At 28.2% G+C, this 19,983-nt stretch carries 14 protein-coding genes and 1 pseudogene; 4 read left to right on the top strand and 11 right to left on the bottom strand.

Going from position 1 to position 19,983, the window contains the following annotated elements:
- Positions 1-326 precede the first annotated feature (326 nt).
- The 4 genes from KGF48_RS01135 to KGF48_RS01120 form a co-directional block, all read right to left on the bottom strand.
- Positions 327-932 carry an ABC-2 transporter permease gene (locus tag KGF48_RS01135; protein ID WP_227867667.1) on the bottom strand — a complete coding sequence of 202 codons (606 nt, stop codon included), beginning with the start codon at positions 930-932 and terminating at the stop codon, positions 327-329.
- 1 nt (position 933) lies between these two features.
- Complete coding sequence (locus KGF48_RS01130; protein WP_227841243.1) at positions 934-1,788, bottom strand: ABC transporter ATP-binding protein; 855 nt, start codon at positions 1,786-1,788, stop codon at positions 934-936.
- Between the two features lie 4 nt (positions 1,789-1,792).
- Positions 1,793-2,167, bottom strand: coding sequence for a GntR family transcriptional regulator (locus tag KGF48_RS01125; RefSeq protein ID WP_227841244.1), 375 nt, complete (start codon positions 2,165-2,167; stop codon positions 1,793-1,795).
- A gap of 212 nt (positions 2,168-2,379) precedes the next feature.
- A complete protein-coding gene (locus tag KGF48_RS01120) occupies positions 2,380-2,694 on the bottom strand; it encodes a hypothetical protein (RefSeq protein ID WP_227867666.1) in 315 nt (104 codons plus the stop codon).
- Between the two features lie 436 nt (positions 2,695-3,130).
- Between KGF48_RS01120 and KGF48_RS01115 the strand changes: the two are divergent.
- Positions 3,131-3,464: pseudogene (locus tag KGF48_RS01115) on the top strand (tyrosine-type recombinase/integrase); the annotation flags it as partial.
- A 174-nt stretch (positions 3,465-3,638) separates the two neighbouring features.
- Here KGF48_RS01115 and KGF48_RS01110 read toward each other — a convergent pair.
- From KGF48_RS01110 to KGF48_RS01100, 3 genes are all read right to left on the bottom strand, one after another.
- On the bottom strand, positions 3,639-4,184 hold the full coding sequence (locus KGF48_RS01110) for an NADH peroxidase (RefSeq protein WP_107594844.1): 546 nt from the start codon (positions 4,182-4,184) through the stop codon (positions 3,639-3,641).
- 118 nt (positions 4,185-4,302) lie between these two features.
- Positions 4,303-6,126 carry an ABC transporter ATP-binding protein gene (locus KGF48_RS01105; protein ID WP_227841246.1) on the bottom strand — a complete coding sequence of 608 codons (1,824 nt, stop codon included), beginning with the start codon at positions 6,124-6,126 and terminating at the stop codon, positions 4,303-4,305.
- A gap of 12 nt (positions 6,127-6,138) precedes the next feature.
- Positions 6,139-7,914, bottom strand: a complete 1,776-nt coding sequence (locus KGF48_RS01100; protein WP_227841247.1) for an ABC transporter ATP-binding protein — start codon at positions 7,912-7,914, stop codon at positions 6,139-6,141.
- Positions 7,915-8,205: 291 nt separating this feature from the next.
- Between KGF48_RS01100 and KGF48_RS01095 the strand changes: the two genes are divergently transcribed.
- Both KGF48_RS01095 and KGF48_RS01090 read left to right on the top strand, forming a co-directional pair.
- The gene (locus tag KGF48_RS01095) at positions 8,206-10,434 is read left to right on the top strand and encodes a YhgE/Pip domain-containing protein (protein WP_227840154.1); all 2,229 of its coding nucleotides are present in this window, start codon (positions 8,206-8,208) and stop codon (positions 10,432-10,434) included.
- A gap of 207 nt (positions 10,435-10,641) precedes the next feature.
- Positions 10,642-11,211: a TetR/AcrR family transcriptional regulator gene (locus tag KGF48_RS01090; protein WP_227840153.1), complete on the top strand. Its 570-nt coding sequence runs from the start codon at positions 10,642-10,644 to the stop codon at positions 11,209-11,211.
- Between the two features lie 284 nt (positions 11,212-11,495).
- Here the strand turns inward: KGF48_RS01090 and KGF48_RS01085 are convergent, their stop codons facing one another.
- Positions 11,496-11,795, bottom strand: coding sequence for a rhodanese-like domain-containing protein (locus tag KGF48_RS01085; protein ID WP_227827333.1), 300 nt, complete (start codon positions 11,793-11,795; stop codon positions 11,496-11,498).
- A gap of 207 nt (positions 11,796-12,002) precedes the next feature.
- Here KGF48_RS01085 and KGF48_RS01080 point away from each other — a divergent pair, with 207 nt between their 5' ends.
- On the top strand, positions 12,003-15,047 hold the full coding sequence (locus KGF48_RS01080; protein ID WP_227840152.1) for a serine hydrolase: 3,045 nt from the start codon (positions 12,003-12,005) through the stop codon (positions 15,045-15,047).
- Positions 15,048-15,236: 189 nt separating this feature from the next.
- On the opposite strand, the gene KGF48_RS01075 is transcribed toward KGF48_RS01080, so the two are convergent.
- The 3 genes from KGF48_RS01075 to KGF48_RS01065 all read right to left on the bottom strand — a co-directional run bounded on the left by KGF48_RS01075 (position 15,237) and on the right by KGF48_RS01065 (position 19,978).
- A complete protein-coding gene (locus KGF48_RS01075) occupies positions 15,237-16,511 on the bottom strand; it encodes a 4Fe-4S dicluster-binding protein (protein WP_227840151.1) in 1,275 nt (424 codons plus the stop codon).
- A 224-nt stretch (positions 16,512-16,735) separates the two neighbouring features.
- Positions 16,736-19,300, bottom strand: a complete 2,565-nt coding sequence (locus KGF48_RS01070; protein WP_227840150.1) for an ABC transporter permease — start codon at positions 19,298-19,300, stop codon at positions 16,736-16,738.
- Entirely contained in the window at positions 19,301-19,978 is a 678-nt protein-coding gene (locus tag KGF48_RS01065; RefSeq protein WP_227840149.1) for an ABC transporter ATP-binding protein, read from the bottom strand. It abuts the gene before it with no gap.
- Positions 19,979-19,983: the final 5 nt, after the last annotated feature.

Here is a 19,983-nt window from a genome sequence, read left to right as displayed (position 1 = left end):
CCTTTCTGCATATAACTGAAATATATAAACGCAAATATTCCTCTTAATTTTGAGTAGGAATTTTATTTATATCTTTTGTATATAGATAGCTGAAAAGATATTGACTATGAAAAAAGCCCACACAAAACATATAGTTTGTATGAGCTAAAGTGTTAGCATATTCAGTTGTAAATGATGTTCCATTAAGATTGCTTCGTCAATAGTTTCTTGTATTCTGCAATGGAAACACCTTGTGCTCTTGCCCCAACTTTTAAGATTGTTTTATATCTCTTTTTTTAAAACTTTCATAGCAGTTATATCTCCCTAACTTCATCATTGCCATTATATCAAATATCTTTAGTTGATACATGTTTGCAAATCAGACACCATGAAATTATAAATATAATAATCGAAACTAGAATACTTATTGCCATTGACAAAGTACCGTTATCAATCAATTTACTCATGCCGAATACAAATCCTGCTGCAAGTGTATATGCTATTATTGCACCAACCACACTTTTTTCTTCATCAAGTAAATAAAAGCATGGAAGCATAATTCCGCCAGAAAAGAATGTCATAACTATACTCAAGCATGTAAACAATGGCAAAAAGCTAAAATTCATATCATTTATAACAAAAGATACCATTGTACTGAAAATTATTCCAAACACTATGCCAAGCAAACATAGTAGCACATACATAAGATATTTACTGCTTATAATTGTTCTTTTAGGTGTTGGAAATGTTACAGCTGTTTTTAACCAGCCACATTTTTTGTCAATATTAATTATCGTTGCTACACTCATACCTAGTACAGTTGTTGCTATAACAATCAAAACTTGTGGAGTTGCAAAAAAAGATACTCCAAACCCAATAACAGCAAAAGTAATCAGTAGTGTAATAATTGATGACTTGATAATGTAATAATCTTTTAAAAGCAAACCTTTCATACTATTTATCCCCCTTTACATACATAAGCATAATTTCATCTATACTCGCTGGTACAATCATAATTTTCGGATATTTTCTTTCTGTATGCTGCCTATTAGAAATCAATATTTGCCATTCATAATCTTGTTTTCTATATGCAATAATATCAGCTTTATCTATTTCATTAAATTGCTTTGAATTACATTTTATAATTCCATATTTTTCTAATAACTCGTCTTTTGGTTTTGAAAATAATACTTTTCCTTTATGTATGAATACAATATAATCTGCAATTTTTTCTAAATCACTGGTAATATGAGATGAAACCAGTATTGAGTGTTCTTCATCTTGAATAAAATCTAAAAACATTTCTAAAATATCATCTCTTATTATTGGGTCAAGACCACTTGTAGCCTCATCAAGAATTAGCAATTTTGAATTATGAGATAATGCTACCGAAATAGAATACTTCATTTTCATTCCTTTAGAATACTCTTTAAGTTTTTTATTAACTGGAAGTTCAAATTTATTAAGTAGTTCTAAATATTTTTGGCTATCCCATTCTTTGTAAATGTTTTGAAATACCTTTCCTAACTTTTTAGGAGTTAAACTGTCTGGATAATTACTTCCGTCAAAAACAACACCTATATGTTCTTTTGTTTCGGCATTTACACTTTTTCCGTTAAATACAGATACTTCTCCTTGTTCGGTAACAGTCAATCCTAGAATAGCATTGATTGTAGTGCTTTTTCCAGCACCATTTTCGCCAATCAGACCTACGATACTTCCTTGTGGTACTTTAAAAGAAATGTTATCCAGTTTAAAATCCTTGTATTGTTTCGTTATTCCTTTAAGCTCTAATGCAATTTTTTCCATAGTATCATTCCTCCTCGTACAATAATGTTAATAGCAATTGTAATTTATTAAGTTTAATTCCACTTACTTTAGCTATTTCAATGGCTTCTGAAAAATGGCTTTCTATTTTTTTCTGTTGTTCTTCTAAATAAAAATCTTGATTTTGAGCAGAAACAAAGCACCCCTTTCCAGCCGTTGTTTCTATAAAACCGTCTGTTTGAAGTACATCATAAGACTTTTGTACTGTCAAAACACTTATATGCAGAGATTTAGCCAGCCCTCTTATGGATGGCAAAGCTTCTCCAGCTTTCAATTCTCCATTGATAATCAGTGCTTTTATCTGTGAAGAAATTTGTTCATAAATAGGAACACTAGCATGATTATTGATAAATATTTCCACTATTTTTCTCCTTTCGTATTATACCGTATTACTTATGCAAGTACAGTATAATACGAAATAGTACAGTTGTCAATAAATTAAAGACTTGCATAATACTTTATGTTATACAAGCCTTTTATTATTTATCCTATATTATTCTAGTTGCTATCCTTATGCAGTAATAAGCTCAAACTATAATCCATTGTAAAAGAACTGTACAACATACTTTCCCTTTATTCCTCTTGATACCCCTTTAACAGTTCATCACAACGGTCAATACTATGCCATACCTTATAGCATTTCATCAGCCTGTCCATTTTTTGACGCTGAATTAACTTCTTTATCTCCAATAATTCATAAATAGATATTTTTATATCGCTCATATAATTGTTGATATATTCCGACATCTTGACTTTCATATAAAACTTCCACTCCTCATGACTTTGGAAAAATTCATCATAGGCATATTTTCCAGCGACACATTGAAATCTTCTTCCCGTTCTACTACTTCCATGATGAACTGTTCCATATGGTAAGTATGTTTCCATTCTCCTGATAACAATTCATTTGGTGTAACATCTAATACATTTGTTATCTTTTTCAGCGTTTCATAAGGTAGGAAAATTCAATCCTCCTTCAATCTTGGAATGGCTCTGCATATTGATACTGATAGCATCTGCAAATTCCTGCTGTTTCATTTTTCTGTGCTTTCTGATTATCTGGATATTCTCTCCCAAAAGTTTGTATTTCATGGCATAACCCTCCACATTGTTTCGTTACTTGTTATTTATAAGCCTGTCGTACTTAATTATTTGTGCAAAATCAAGAAAAATTCATTAACAGATAAGCGTGTAATGATTATTATGTATTCGTAAATATAAATAATCACAATAGATTGAAATATACAATCATTTTAAGCTCTATTTGTTGATTATTAAACTTATGAGAATGAATAATGGTTGAAATGGGTGCTGGATAGATACTAAGAATCGCCCTAAGACAGAGCCAATAGTAATAGACGAATGGGGAAATTTCCTATTTGTCAATCAGAATGGTAATCCAAAGGTTGCGATTGATTACAATGGGTTATTTAACCATATTGTGAAGAAATACAACAAGCAACATGGATACAGCCTTACCACATATCACACCATATATATTACGCCATACATTCTGTGCGAAACTGGCACAACGGAACATGAACCCGAAAGATTTACAGTATTTCATGGGACATTCGAGTATCGGTATCACAACAAACTGGTGCGCTCATTCGTCCATTGACAGTGCCAAGACAGAGGTTAAGCATCTGATTGCATAAAAGTATTTACCACGATATTTACCACGTTTGATGGGAAAAATATAAGAAGATAAACCTAGAAACATGAGTATTGATATAAAGTAAAATGCCCAAATAGCTTATAAAATAAGGCTATTCGGACATATAAGAAGATTAAAAAGATAATCAAAAATCTATATATAATTTTTTATAAATTTATTTTCCAAAATATCTATTTAATAATCCTAAGAATGCTTTACCATGTCTAGCTTCATCTTTACACATTTCATGTACTGTATCATGTATAGCATCTAATCCTAATTCTTTAGCTTTTTTAGCTAATTTTAATTTTCCATCAGTTGCACCATATTCAGCATCAACTCTAACTCTTAAGTTTTCTTTTGTATCTGCAACTACAACTTCTCCAAGAAGTTCTGCAAATTTAGCAGCATGTTCTGCTTCTTCAAAAGCTATTCTCTTATAAGCTTCTCCAACTTCTGGATATCCTTCTCTATCAGCTTGTCTACTCATTGCTAAATACATTCCTACTTCTGTACACTCTCCAACAAAATTAGCTCTTAATCCTTCGATTACTTCTTCATCTACACCTTGAGCTACTCCTATTCTGTGCTCATCAGCCCAATTCTTTTCGCCTTTCATTTCTTCAAACTTATCAGCTCCAACTTTACATACTGGACATTGTGCTGGTGCAGCATCCCCTTCATGTATATATCCACATACTGTACAAACAAATTTTTTCATAATTAATTTCCTCCTAATATTTTATATATCAAATTAAATTTTTTATTTTCTAAGTTAGTCTATATATACCCGCGTCATATACCTTTAAACAATTTTTTTTAAATTTTTTTATTAATTTTTAATTTCGATTTGTTAACAGTATATTTCTGTGATAATGACCTTTTAGTTTTATTAGTTCTTTATGGTTTCCAGACTCTACAATTCGCCCATTTTCTAAAACTATTATATTGTCACAATTTGATATAGTACTTAGTCTATGAGCTATAATTATACTAGTCTTTCCATAAGTTATATTATTTATTGCCTCTTGAATCTTAGCTTCAGTTGCTATATCTATATTACTTGTAGCTTCATCTAAAATAAGTATTGGTGCATTTTTTAATACCGCCCTAGCAATACTAATTAGTTGTTTTTGCCCCTCACTTAAATCCTCACCCCTATCCGATAAAACAGTCTCATATCCTTCACGCATCTTAATTATAAACTTATGTAAATTTGCTATTTTACTAGCAGATATAACCTGTTCATCAGTTGCTGTTAGATTTCCATATCTTATATTTTCCATAACAGTGTCATTAAATATATAACTTTCTTGTGGAACTACTCCAAAATAATTTCTTAAACAATTCCTATCAACTGAATATATATCATTCCCATCTAAAAATATCTTCCCTTTTTCTACTTGATAGAAATTTGTAATCAGATTTATAATTGTCGTTTTTCCACTACCAGTTTCTCCTATTATGGCATTTGATGTTCCAGCCTTGATTTTTAAGTTTATATCACTTAAAATATTCTTTTTTGAGTCATAAGAAAAACTTACATCTTTAAATTCAATATCTCCATTTATAAAAGATTTTTTTAAATTATTATTTTTATTGTTGTAAATATCACTTTTAGTGCTACTATTTATTTGTGCTTCTTCTTGCTCATCCATAATTTCAAAGACTCTTTCACATCCTGCTACAGCTGAAAGCAGTGTATTAAATAAGTTAGCTAATTCATTTAAAGGTCTTGTAAATTGTCTTACATAACTTAAAAAACTTGCTATAACTCCTATAGTTATAACGTCTTTAGACGCAAGTACTCCACCTATAATACATATAATTGCAAACCCTATGTTACTAATTACGTTCATAATAGGCATTAAAAGAGATGTATAAATCTGTGATTTAAGTGAAATACTCAAAAGCCTATCATTGATTTCTTTGAAGTCACTTACAGATTTTTTCTCATAATTAAAAGCTTTTACTACATTTATATTTGATATCATTTCCTCAATATGAGAATTTAGCTTTCCTAGCTCCACTTGTTGTTGCTTAAAAAAAACTCTAGTCCTCTTTGCAATAAAATTACTCAGAAGCATTACTACTGGTATTAATACAATACTACAAAAAGTTAAAATAGGGCTTAATATAAACATCATAATGAAAGTTAGCAATATGTTTAAAATTCCTGTAATTAATTGTACTAATGAAGTTGAAATACCTGTACTAATATTATCAACATCATTTGTTACTCTACTCATAATATCTCCAGTGGGACTCTTATCAAAGAAAGTTATTGGTAAATTCCTAAATTTTAGAAATAAATTACTTCTCATATCTCTAACTATACTTTGAGATAATCTAGCTGTAAATACCCCCTTAGACAGCTTAACTAAAAATTCAATTATATAAAATAAAAGTAAAATAAGTATTCCTTTTAAGAAAACAGACTTTGAATATATATCAATATTTATTATGTCAACTACTTTTCCAAGAGTATATGGTATTATAGTTGATATAATTGAATCAATTATTACTAGTAAAAAAATCAATCTAGTAATTTTTTTATCTTTTTTAAAGTACATAAAAACTCTTTTAAATGTTTTTTTAAAATCTTTAGGCTTTGCTTTTTTCTTTAGTCTACTCACCTTTTGATTTCCAGTACTCAAATTCAATACACTTCCTCCTTAATTTACATCTTCATTTACTAGATTTTGCAACTCAAAAATCTTTTTATAAGTTGGAGAACTAACCAGTAAATCTTCATGTGCAGCAAATCCAACCACCTCTCCCTCATCTAAAACTAAAATCTTATCACAGTCAATTATAGAACTAATTTTTTGTGAAATAGTTATAATAGTACATTTCTTGTTTTCATTTTCTCTTAAATTATTTATATAATCTTTTATATTTTTCCTTATAACTGTTTCTGTATTGATGTCCATCGCACTAAAACAATCGTCAAGAATTAATATTTGTGGTTTTTTTGCTATAGCTCTAGCTATTGTAACTCTTTGTCTTTGTCCTCCTGATAGGTTTTTACCCCTTTGAAACAAAACTTCATCATAAGAATTTTCAAGCTTTGTTATAAATTGATTTGCATTTGCTATTTCGCATGCTTTTACAACATCTTCCTCACTTATATCTTTATTTCCCATAATTATATTTTCTGATATACTCTTTCCAAACACACTGCTATTTTGAAAAACTACACCTATTTTTTCTCTTAAACTTTCTTTAGATATACTATATATGCTATGCTCTCCTATCTTAATATCTCCTTTATCAACCATATATAATTTTTGGATTAAATTGATTAAAGAAGTCTTTCCTGAACCAGTTTGGCCAATCACGCCAATATTTTGCCCTTCTTTTATTTTAAAAGATATGTCTTTTAATATCTTCTCATCTATATTTTTATTATACGAAAAGTCTACATTTTCAAAAATTATATCACCATTTATAAATTCTAATTCTCTTTCTTTACCATCTAAATCAGTATTTTTGATAATCACTTCTTCATTCTCATCAAGCAAGACTTCACTTATTCTTTCATAAGAAGCTTTTGCTCTCACAAAAACATTAAAAACATGTGAAATCATTATAAGTGATGTTAATATTCTAGTCATGTAGTTTACATAGGCAACTATAATTCCAATTTTAATTTCTCCAGAATAAATTAAATATCTTCCAATCAGCAATATTATTATTATAGCAATATTAATAATTATTGTAATTGTTGGTCTAAAAAATGACATCATTGTTGTAGCTTTTCTACTATTTTGAAAAAGTTCATTATTTAATTCTTCAAAACGTTTATTCTCATAATCATACCTACAAAATAATTTAACTACCTTTATTCCACCTAAAAACTGTCTCAATTTTGAGTTTATTTTATCTGTACTTTCTTGTACTTTTTTAAATAACTTATATCCAATCTTCATATTAAACAATATTATAATAAATATAATTGAAACTGCAATTAAAATAATTATTGACATTTTTAAATTTAATTTTATTGCTATAATTAAACTTCCTATACACATAATTGGTGATTTTATAAAAACTCTCATCATTCCATGAACAAATAATTGTATCTGATTAATATCATTAGTAATTCTTGTTATTAGTGAGGCTCTACCAAACTTATCTACTTGCTTCAACGAATATGTATTTATCTTTTCAAATACATCCTGTCTTAAATCATAAGAAAAACACTGAGAAACTCTTGCTGAGATTATACTCCTTATTATTGAAAATACTGCTCCTAAAAAAGTTATACCTATCATTAAAGCTCCTGTTGATAATATGTAGTCTAAGTCCTTATTTAAAACCCCTATATCAATTATTTTAGCCATTATAGTTGGTTGTGCCAAATCACAAAAAGCTTCCAATGTTAAGAAAAATATTGCTGTTAAAAACAACACTATATATTTTTTTATATATTTTTTAAAATACCTCATTCAATCATCCCTTCATAGCATTTTCTCACTATTAAAAGTATATCACAATCAATAATTTAATTGATTATATCAATTATAAATATTTGATTTATTCTTAATTTTTATACTATATATTTTATAAATTATTTGTTTTTATTTCCCATATTTATATATATTTATAGCATACTATTATATATAATATATATGTATTAAAATTAAGACAAAACTTTAACTTTACTATTTGTGTAAAAAGTAATATAATTTAAAATTGATTATAAATCTAACTTTTTTATCTATTAAAATATTCAGGAGGTGAGACATTTGAAAAAAACAAATGGTTTAAAAGAAGTTTTAAACTGGAATAATATGAAAAATTTAAGACCTTCAAAGGGTTTAAAAAATATATTAGAAATTTTTAAAAGCGACCTAAAAGATATACGTGGAAATTATGCAGTACTTATAATAGTTGTAGGACTTGCTTTTTTACCATCTTTATATGCTTGGTTTAATATAAAAGCATCTTGGGACCCATATGGGAGTACTGCTAATATGCTTGTAGCAGTAACAAATGAAGATAAAGGTAATGAGATAGCAGGACAGAAAATTAATATCGGAGACCAGTTAATTGAACAACTTAAAGATAATAAAAGTTTAGGTTGGCAGTTTGTAGATGAGAAAACGGCTCTTGAAGGTGTTAAAAAAGGTACTTATTATGCATCACTTAAGATTCCAAAAAATTTCACAAAAGATTTAACTTCCCTAATTACAGATGATGTTAAAAAGGGTGAACTTATCTATACAGTAAATGAAAAGATAAATGCAGTTGCACCAAAGATTACTGACAAAGGAGCTTCTGCAATACAGTTACAAGTTAATCAAACAATAATAAAGACAGTGAGTGAAATAGTTCTTGGTGTATCAAATGGAGTTGGTGCAGGAATTGAACATGGACTTCCAAAACTAACAAAGGTTGAAAGTTCTCTTATCGACCTTCAAAAAAGATTTGACCATATAAATAAGACTGTCGATTTAGCTGCTGATGCTACTTCAAAGCTATCAGGTACAGTTAAAGATATTAAAGCTGATTTACCTACAATTAAAAAGACTTTAAATGATACAAAATTATTATCAAGTGATGTAAAAAAATTCTTAGAGGATACAAATAACAATGTAGACGAACTTTCTCCACTTATAAAGTCTGATTTAAATTTAATGGTTGACCTTTCATCTTCTGCATCTTCTCTTACATTAAATTTAATTGATGCAGTGAACAGTGGAAGTGAAGATGTACCTAAATTGATAGACAATTTATCAGAAAAACTTTCTAACTTACAATCTTTAAATGATACTTTAGAAGATTTTTTAAGTAAATTGAATCAGCTTACATCAAACAATAGACTGGATGATGTAATAAATAGCCTTGAAGATTCCAGCAATAAAATAGATTCTTCTATATCAACATTAAATGATATTAAAGATAAGGTTATATCTGGACAACAGCCATCTATAAGTGCCTTAAATAACGTTTTAAGCTTATCAAATGGTATAGGAAGAATTAATTTAAATCTTTTAAATAATTTTGACTCAAAAATATCAAAACCTATAAACAGTATATTTGAAAAAAGCATAAATGTAGCAAATGATATAATTACTGTTTTAGATAAAGCAGAAGCAAAACTTCCAAAGGTTGAAGAGATTCTTACTACTTCTTTAAGTCTTTCAGGAAATGCACAAGAAAGTATATCATTAATAAGAGAAAAACTTCCTTTGGCAAAAGGAATGTTAGATGACTTAGTTGATACTTTAAGTAAAATTAGCAATGGTGAAGATATGAAAAAGCTAGTTAACTTACTTGAAAGTGATATATTGACAAAATCAAACTTTTTAAAGGAACCTGTTGAAGTAAAGACAGAAAAATTATATCCAATTGCCAACTATGGTTCTGCAATGACACCATTTTATAGTGTTCTTTCTACATGGGTAGGTATATTACTGCTTTCAGCATTATTATCTACATCTGTACATGGAAACTATAAACCTTATGAGATTTATTTTGGAAGAGGACTTACTTTTTTAAGTATAGCTCTCGTTCAAGGATTTATAATTGGAACTGGAGATATATTATTATTAGGAGTAACAGCAGAACATCCAATTTTACTAATAATTCTACTCATGTTTACTAGTATGGTGTTTAATTTTATAGTTTACTCTTTAGTGTCTGTATTTGGAAATATAGGAAAGGCAATTGCAATAGTACTACTAGTCGTACAAATTGGCTCTTCTGGTGGTACATTCCCTATACAAGTTACACCTACATTCTTCCAAAGAATAAATCCTATAATGCCATTTACTTACGCAATAGGTGCCACAAGGGAAGCTGTTGGTGGTATATATCCTCCAAATTTAATTAAAGATATATTAGTATTACTATTATTTATGATTTTGTTCATCTGCTTAAATGTACTTCTAAAAGGTCCTATAAATAGAGTTATAAAACCATTTAACAAAAAATTTGGTGATAGTAATTTAACTGGACATTAGACACTTTATTATATATTTAAAAATCCTATAAAAATAATCTATAGTTTAAGTTTATATTAAAGGTAGTAGCTTCTCAGTTACTACCTTTTTCTAGTTTCTAGTTAATAAGCTATCCCTCATAATTACTTATAAATGACTGATATTCATTCATTGACTTTCAAAATGCCATATGCTATTATGTACTTGAAATCAGAAGGAGGATGCTATATGCCACGTATTACTAAAGAACCTAATGAGCGTAGACAAGAAATTTTAGATACTGCAATGAAGTTATTTTATGAAAATGGATATGAAAAAACTTCTATTACTGATATTGCAAAATATATGAATGTTGCACAAGGTTTGTGTTATCGTTATTTTCCATCAAAAGAAATCTTATTTGATAGTGCTATAGACCAGTATGCACAAACTTTAGTAGATAAAATGCTACCTATACTAAACAATAAAAATAAAACATTGAAACAAATAATTGAAGAAGCACCAACATTTATTGATATAGAAACTGATGATAATCTTTATTACAAAGTATGTCATGGAGAACAAAACAAAAAAATTCACGACCAGTTATCTTTGAGAGTCTGCGAGAAGCTTGTGCCAATTGTAAAAAAACAAATTGAACTAGCTAATTCTCGAGGAGAAATTAATATTCCTGATTCCGATACAACAGCATATTTTTGTGTATATGGTCAACAAGGTATATTACTATGTAATGACATTTCTAATGATGAAAAAATAGAAAGAATTCGTTCTTTCCTAACTCATCTTATGAATGTTTAAATATATATCTGCTCAACAATCAGAGATACATATATTTTACAAACATAATTTAGCATTACATTCTATCTTTTACTTCTATTCTAAAGATATACAGATTGACACTTTTTATATCACTCTGTATATCTTTAGATGAACTTGCAGTTACATTAATCCTTTGTAGTTCTCTTCCTCTAAAAAATAAATATCACTTTTACAGATATTCTAGCTTTATTTTCTTTATAATTTATAAAAGCATATCATAAAAATTTAATATTAAATTACTTCACCTAACACAACCTAAGCATTTAATTCATATAATCAGTTATTCCAGATTTTAAGTTATACAAATTCTTAAAACCTTCTTCAGCTAACAAATTACATGCAGTAACACTTCTATGGCCACTTCTACAATAAACTATTACCTTTTTATCCTTATAGTCATAAATTTCATCTATACTATTAATTAACTCTTGTAAAGATATGTTTATCGCATTTTCTATTTTACTTTCATTAAATTCATCTTTAGTTCTTACATCTAACAATAAAATATCTTTTTCATTTTTCATCATTTCCTCAAGTTGATTTTTATTTATAGTCTTGTACATAATTTAAGATTCCTCCATTTTATTTATATATTACTTATACCCTTTATTTTTTATCAGATAACAAAATATTATATTTTTATTTTTCTCATATATATAAAATGTATACTTATCATAAATACACTTTTCTCAAACAATAATCTGTTGATTAAAACAATTAAGAATGTTATGCTAATTATAATTATTAAAAGGGAAAAGAGGTAATTTAATATGTTTAAGCAAAGATTATGTAAGTTATTATCTAGCACATTAGTACTTAGTATGCTATTTACAGCCGCTCCAAGTATTACTTTTGCTGATAATGATACACAAAATAGCTCCGATAAGTATCAAAGCTCTGATATAGAGTTAAATGATTATAGTAAAGGTTCGGAGTCTTACACAAAAACTAGAGCTCTTGCTAAAGAAAAAATTCAAACTTTATTATCTAAATACGGCGCTGTAAGTGCTCAATATGCTTTAATTGATAATGGTAAAATTGAGATTTCTGGAAATGGTGGAGTATACAGCAAACAAGATAATAAAAATTTAACTAAGGATAATATGTACAATATTGCATCTATCAGTAAAGTATTTACTACAACAGCTGTTATGAAGTTGGTTGAAGAGGGAAAATTAAATTTAGACACTCCTGTAGTAAATTATATACCTGAATTTAAAATGGCTGATGATAGATACAAAGAAATCACTCCAAGAATGTTATTAAATCACTCATCAGGGTTAATGGGAAGTAGTTTAAAAAATGCCCTTTTATTAGGAGACAATGATTCTTATGGCCATGATAGTTTCTTAGAAGAATTAAAGAAACAAAGATTAAAAGCTAAGCCAGGAGCTTTTTCTGTTTATTGTAATGATGGATTTACTTTAGCTGAAATTTTAGTAGAAAAAGTATCTGGTATGTCATTTACTAATTTTCTTGATAAGTACATAAATAATCCACTTAACTTACAAAATACAAAAACTCCAGAAAATAGTTTTGATAGTTCAAAACTTGCAAAAGCCTATGTGCCTTATTGGGAAGATGCTGTTCCACAAGATAACTTTAATACTATAGGTGCAGGCGGTTTATATTCAAGTGCAGAAAACCTATGTACATTTGCACAAACATTTATGAAAAAATCAAATGGAATTCTTTCTCCTGCTTCAGTAAAAGCTATGGAAAATAAAGAATATTTAAATGGTCTATGGCCTGAGGGAGAAGACTCTATACTTGGATATGGTTTAGGATGGGATTGTGTCAACACTTATCCATTTAATCAATATAATCTAAAAGCACTTACAAAAGGTGGGGATTCCTTATTATTCCATAGTAATCTTACAGTGCTTCCAGATGAAAATATGGCAGTTGCAGTTGTTTCTTCTGGTGGAAGTAGTCAACTTAACGAAGTAATTGGGCAAGAAATTTTACTATCTGCATTAAAAGAGAAAGGTAAAATTAAGGAAATAAAACCTGATAAAACATTTAGTAAGCCACAACAAGTCAAAATGCCAAGTTACTTAAAGGAAAATAGCGGTCTTTATGCTTCTTCAAATATGCTAAAAGTTGATGTTAATGATAATGGTACTCTAACAGTATCTTCTCCTTACATAGAAAATGGACCTGAAGATAAATATGTATACATAGGTCAAGATAGATTTGTATCTGAAAAAGGTAATAGTTGCCTAAAATTTGTAAAAGAAAAAAATAATATCACATATTTAAATATGAGCTCTTATGATGATGTTCCTGGATTAGGTCAGACAGCAAGTTTATACTATGTAGCTCAAAAGGTAGATAGCAATAATATATCAAATAGTGTCAAAGAAGCCTGGGAAAAAAGAGGTGAAAAAGGTTACTATCTAGTAGATGAAAAATATACTTCTCAACACTATATGTTTGGTTCTGTTAAAGCAATTCTTGGTATTTCTGATAAAACTCCAGGTTTTTTAGCTAATACTAAAATAGTAGATGAGAATAATTCAAATGCTTTTATAGAAATCCCTGGTGTAATGGGTCGTGACTTGAGTGATATTAAACTGTATAAAGAAAATGGTACAGAATACTTAAAATTCGCAACACAAACATATGTAAGTGAAGATTCCCTAACTAGTTTATCATCAGAAAAATCTTCCACATATCAAATAGATTCAAATGGCTATGCAAAATGGTATAAAATTGGTGATGATATAGCAAATAAAAAAATAGAAGTTAATCTTCCTCAAAATTCATCTTTTGCAGTTTATGATGATAAAGGAACTCCTGTAAACTACTCTTTAGTGACAAAGAATAATAGAGTTAGATTGCCAAAAGGAGGAGTAATAGTTTTCTTAGGAAGTCCAAATGCTAGATTTGAAGTTACATACCAAAATGAAGTAAATGCAAATGCGCTAACAGGAACTGATAGATATGAAACTTCTATTAAGATAAGCCAAGCAGGTTGGGAAAATGCTGAAAACGCCGTTTTAATAAATGACTCTGCAATTGCAGATGCTTTGGCTGCAACACCATTCGCATATAAAAAAGATGCTCCTATATTATTGACTGGAAGCTCTCAAATAAATGAAAAGACTTTAGCTGAATTAAAGAGATTAAAAGTTAAAAATGTATATGTAATTGGTGGTGAAGCTTCTGTAAACGAAAAATCTTTAGATACTATAAAGTCAGATAATATCTCTGTATCTAGAATTTCAGGAAATGATAGATATGAGACTTCTCTAAATCTTGCTAAAGAATTAAAAGGAATTAGTAATATATCAAAAATATCAGTAGTTAATGGTGAAAAAGGATTAGCAGATGCAGTAAGTATTGGTGCAACATCAGCTCAAAATGATATGCCTATAATACTTACTAATGACAATAGCAATATAACTGAAATAAATAATTTATTCAAAGATAAAAAAATAGATAAGTCTTATATAATTGGTGGAGAATACACAGTTTCTAAAAATATAGAAAGTAAACTTAAAAATCCACAAAGAATATCAGGTAGCACTAGAAATGAAACAAATGCAAAAGTAATAAAAGAGTTTTACAAAGATTCTAATATAAGCAATCTATATGTTGCTAAAAATGGAATCAACAAACAAGATGATTTAATAGACGGTTTATCTGTTGGGGTTTTAGCTGGAAAAACTAAATCACCTGTAATACTAGTAGGAAATTTACTAGACTATAGTCAAAAAGAACTATTTAAAACAATGAGATTTAAATCAATAACACAAATCGGTGGAAATGGAAATGAAAATTCATTTAAACAAATTAAAGAAATAGCTTAACATTTTAAAACGGGCTATATTCAAATAAAATTATTTGAATATAGCCCGTTTTTATTTCAATTATAAAATGTATATCTATAAAAATAAAGCTTAAATATTTCATTCTTTTTACTACTGATAATATACCTCATGATAAGTTTCTTTAGTCATAGATAAGTCAAAATACTTTGAGTATTTTTAAATTAATCTTTATTTATCATTCATACTTAGTAATTTATCTAAGTATACTGACTTTAATTGCTTACTAGCCAAAACTTTTTTAGCTGGTTCAAGTTTTAATATGGCTGATAGTATCGCTCCCATAGCTCTGTGACTAGCTAAGGCATTATTATCAAAAATTAAATTTTGTAATTGGCCTTTCTCGATTGCCATGAGAACTGCTCTATGTACTGAATTTGCAGGAGTTATTATTTTTTCATCTCTCTTTAATAGCATAATACTATTTTTGTGACAATTTCTAACACAAACTCCACAACCTAGACATCTATCCTCATCAATTTTTATATATTCTTTATCATTTTCTTTTACTTTATTTATTGCATCTATTGGACATGCAGTTATACATTTACCACACTTTACACAGCTTTCATGGTTTATATTTGGTATAAAACTAGTTGTTTGCACTGGATGAAGATTTCCAAATCTTTTTGCTGCTACTAATGCCTCACAACAGCAACCACAACAATTGCATATAAATGTAACTCCTTTTCGAACATTTTCTCCACATTGAACTAAATTATGTTCATATGCTTGATGAAGTAATTCCTTACATTCTACTTTATCTACACGTCTTGCAAATTTATTGTTTATTAAAGAATTAGCTACATTGTCAAATGTCATACATATATCCATAGGAGCATCACAGGCTTTTCCAACATGTTGCATTCTATGTCTACAATAACACATACTTATACCTATATGAGTCGATTCATCAATTATATGAGTGGCTCTTTCATAATCTAAAATACTTACTTCATTATCATTAGTCAATACTTCTTCTTGAACATAAACTCTTCCAAGTTTTGTTTCTGTTGAATAAAATAAATCTTTAATAAAGTCTTCTTCCACATTCATATACTGATAGTAAAGTTCTGATAAAAGTTTTTGGTCTATATCATGTCTTGTTCTCATCATGGCAAACTCAAAAAAACCAGCCATTGGAGGAGGCATTATATATTTTTTACCTTTTTTATCTTCTATATCTAGTATTAGTGCCCTGCTAGCTAGCTTATCTAACACCCTATATGCTTCACTTTCACTTATACTCCAAATTTTAGCTGCTGTTTTTACTCTAAAAGGCTTTATTGGAAGTTGTGCCACTAATTTTGCCTCTTGCTCTGTAAAAAGTACATTTAATATTTTGTATAATGTATCGGATGGTGGAGCACCCTGTGGAAATTTATTTATTCTTTCCTCTAAGCTTTTATACATGTTTTTAGCAGTTATATGAGAAATAGTAATCACCTTCTTTTTCTTTTGTTTTCCAATAGAATCAAATATCTTTCCTTATTATCTAAACTCCTACTTTATATAATACCAATTCTTTCTAAATAGTTAAATACCTCTAGCAATTTATTTATTAGATTTCTTATATAAATAAAAACCGTTTAATCAGCATAATTATAGTTTATACCAATTAAACGGTTTTAATAATAATTTATATATCTATAAATTATTTTTATAGTATTTTATATACTTTCTTTTCTTATATTATCTATTATATTCTCCTTATTTAATTTATTCATAGGTATATATGCTGCTATAAAGGTTATTATAAAAACACTCACTATACATATGCCAATTGCTGCCCATGGTATAACTGTAGAAAATTCAATTACACCTGAAACTAATTTATTCATAATTAATATCATCCCAATACCAATTGGTACGCCAAACAATAAAGATAAAATACCATAGATAAAACTTTCTAAGTATATCATTTTTCTAAAGCCTACAGGAGTAACACCTATTGATTGTATTATCGCTAGTTCTCTTTTTCTTAGATTTATACTTGTACTTACTGTATTTAGTATATTTGTAACACTTACTAGAGATATCACTACTATAAACCCATATACAAAAACTTTAATAGCTTTTAAATTTTGCTTTGCACTTTTGTCACTTGTATTTTCATCATGGAAATTGACATTATTTTTCTTAGCCAAAGACTCTATACTCTTCCTAGTCTGAGCACTCCCCCCTGAGTCAATAAAGACAATACCTTTCTCTAACTTTAAATCCATATTTTCAGCAACCTCATCATAAGTTATAAATTGCAACCCCATATTTTGATAACCCATTCCTAGACGTTCTTCATCTGTTATACCAAGAATTTTTATGTTTACTTTTTTCTTTGAATCATTTTCGCCAGTATATTCACAAATTATAGTATCTCCAACTTTGTAATTAGTTAGCTCTACTACTCCTTTCTTACCCTTTGTTTCAAAGTAACTTTTTCTAACAAATATCACTCCATTTTCTTTAATCGCTCTTTCTTTGTCAAAAGAACCTTTTATTAAGTTTTTTGTTTTATTTTGTATCGCAGTTTCTCCAGGAAAAATTAATTCGTTGTTGTTAAACTCATATTCATAACTATCTCCAACCTTACGTTGTTGATAATAATCCTTAATTAGATTTTCTTTAGATTTATTTATTTTATCCTTATCTACTCCTATAGAAATATACTCTCCTACAGCTACTTCAAAGTTTTTTATTCCAGATATATTTTTTAGTTTATTTATAGTATCATCCATAGACTTGGATATTTGTCTTGAACTTAAATATAAATCGTAGTTTCTTTGAGAATTTCTGATTTCTTCACCTTTTAAGAAATTCGCCATAAATCCGCTAAAAGATATAAATATTACTATACTTACTATTAAAGAAAAAAGTGTCACAATAAATTTCTTTCTATTTCTTCTTACACTTTTATATGCAAGTACACCTTCTGTTCCAAAAACTAATCTAATAAGTTTCGAATTTTTAACCTTACCTACTTTGTAATCTCCACTGCTCCTTATTACACTAAGAGGAGAAATATTAGAAGCTGTTATTGCAGGTAGGAGAATTGATATGAAAATTGTAAGCAAAACAATTATTATACTGATAATTATTATTAATGGATTATATACTATTTGTAAACCCATCTGTGATACAACTGATTCCGTAAGATATTTATTTATAGCTTTAAATACTAAATCTATAGCTACTGTTCCAGACAATAGACCTATTGGTATACCAATACAGCTAATTATAATACCTTCAATAAAAACTAATCTTTTAATTTGGTTAGTTGTAGCTCCTATAGAATTTAATATTCCAAACTGCTTTTTTCGTTCAGTTATAGAAATACTAAAAGAATTATATACTGTAGCAATTGTACATATAATTACTAAAATAGTTACCATAGTAATTATAGCTTTTATAGAACTATTTATATTTGCATACTTACTAGCTCCTTGTAATCTCAATAAATGTTCATTGTATTTTATCATTTCAGAGTTTGATGCTTTATCTTTATTTGTATATATATTATTACTTATTTTTCTTGTTATTTCATATATATCTTTAGGATTTTTTGCTGTTATTGATATATTCACTGTCTCTTTCTTATTATCTATAGGATTAAAGTAAGTTAAACCAGTAGCAATTTGGTCAGTGAGTTCAAATCCTGGTCTTTTAATTATACCTACAATTTTAAACGTCTTTTCTTTTTCATTTGCAATATAATCTCCTTCATGAAATACACTCATATCATCAATTTTTTTGTTATTTCTATCAAGCACGTCACCTACTTTTAAGGTTATCTTATCTCCTATTTTTAGCTTTTTCTCCATAAGATTAACTATATTTTCACTTAAAATAATTTCTCCACCTTTAGCTGGGAATCTACCTTCTTTTATAGAAACTCTATATCCTTCCATAGCATTTTTATCATATTGTTTAATGCTTAATATACCGTTTACAGTATCTTCTATTCTAGAGTATCCAAGTTGATTAGTAAGTGCATAACTTTTTATCTCAGCTGATTTTGTTACATAGTCTATATTTTTTTTGTTTACATTGTAGAATTTAGCATGATAACTTCCATCATTTTTTATGGTCTCTCTTATTTGATAATCCATAAAACTTTCAAATATGTTACCTATACCACAAATTAATGCAGTTGAAAGTATTATTCCAATTATAGTCACAATAGTTCGTCTTTTATTTTGTTTTAGGTATCTAACAGTTAGGGATGTATATAGATTCATTTACATCACCTCATCACTTTTTATAATTCCATCTTCTATGCCTATAATTCTATCCGCCTGAAGTGCTATGTTTTTGTCATGAGTTATCATTATTAATGTCTGATTGTATTTTTTTACTGATACTTTTAATAGTTCTAGTATTTCTTTTGAGTTTTTGCTATCTAGATTACCTGTTGGTTCATCTGCTAATACTATAGATGGTCTATTAATTAAGGCACGCCCTATAGATGTTCTTTGTTGTTGACCTCCTGATAATTGATTAGGAAGATGATTTTCTCTATCGCTTAGACCCAATGTTTTCATTAAATCATTCAAGTATTCTTTATCAATCTTTCTATTATCAAGTTCTGCTGGAAGTAATATATTTTCCTTAAGATTTAACACAGGAATTAAATTATAGAATTGATATATAAGACCTATATTTCTTCTTCTAAAGATTGCCAAATCCTTAGTTTTTAGATTATATATATCTACATCATTTATATAAACCTTACCACTAGTAGGTCTATCAACACCTCCCAATAAGTGTAATAATGTACTCTTTCCGCTTCCACTTGGCCCTGTTATTGCTATGAACTCACCTTTTTCAATAGACAAGCTTACATTTTTTATTGCATCAACTTTTGTTTCATTTTTACCATAGCTTTTAGTTAAATTTTCTACTCTTAAAATTTCCATAACAA

This window comes from Clostridioides sp. ZZV15-6388 (assembly GCF_020657755.1).
In the GTDB taxonomy this organism is placed as follows: domain Bacteria; phylum Bacillota; class Clostridia; order Peptostreptococcales; family Peptostreptococcaceae; genus Clostridioides.
This window is presented reverse-complemented; position numbering and strand designations above follow the sequence as displayed.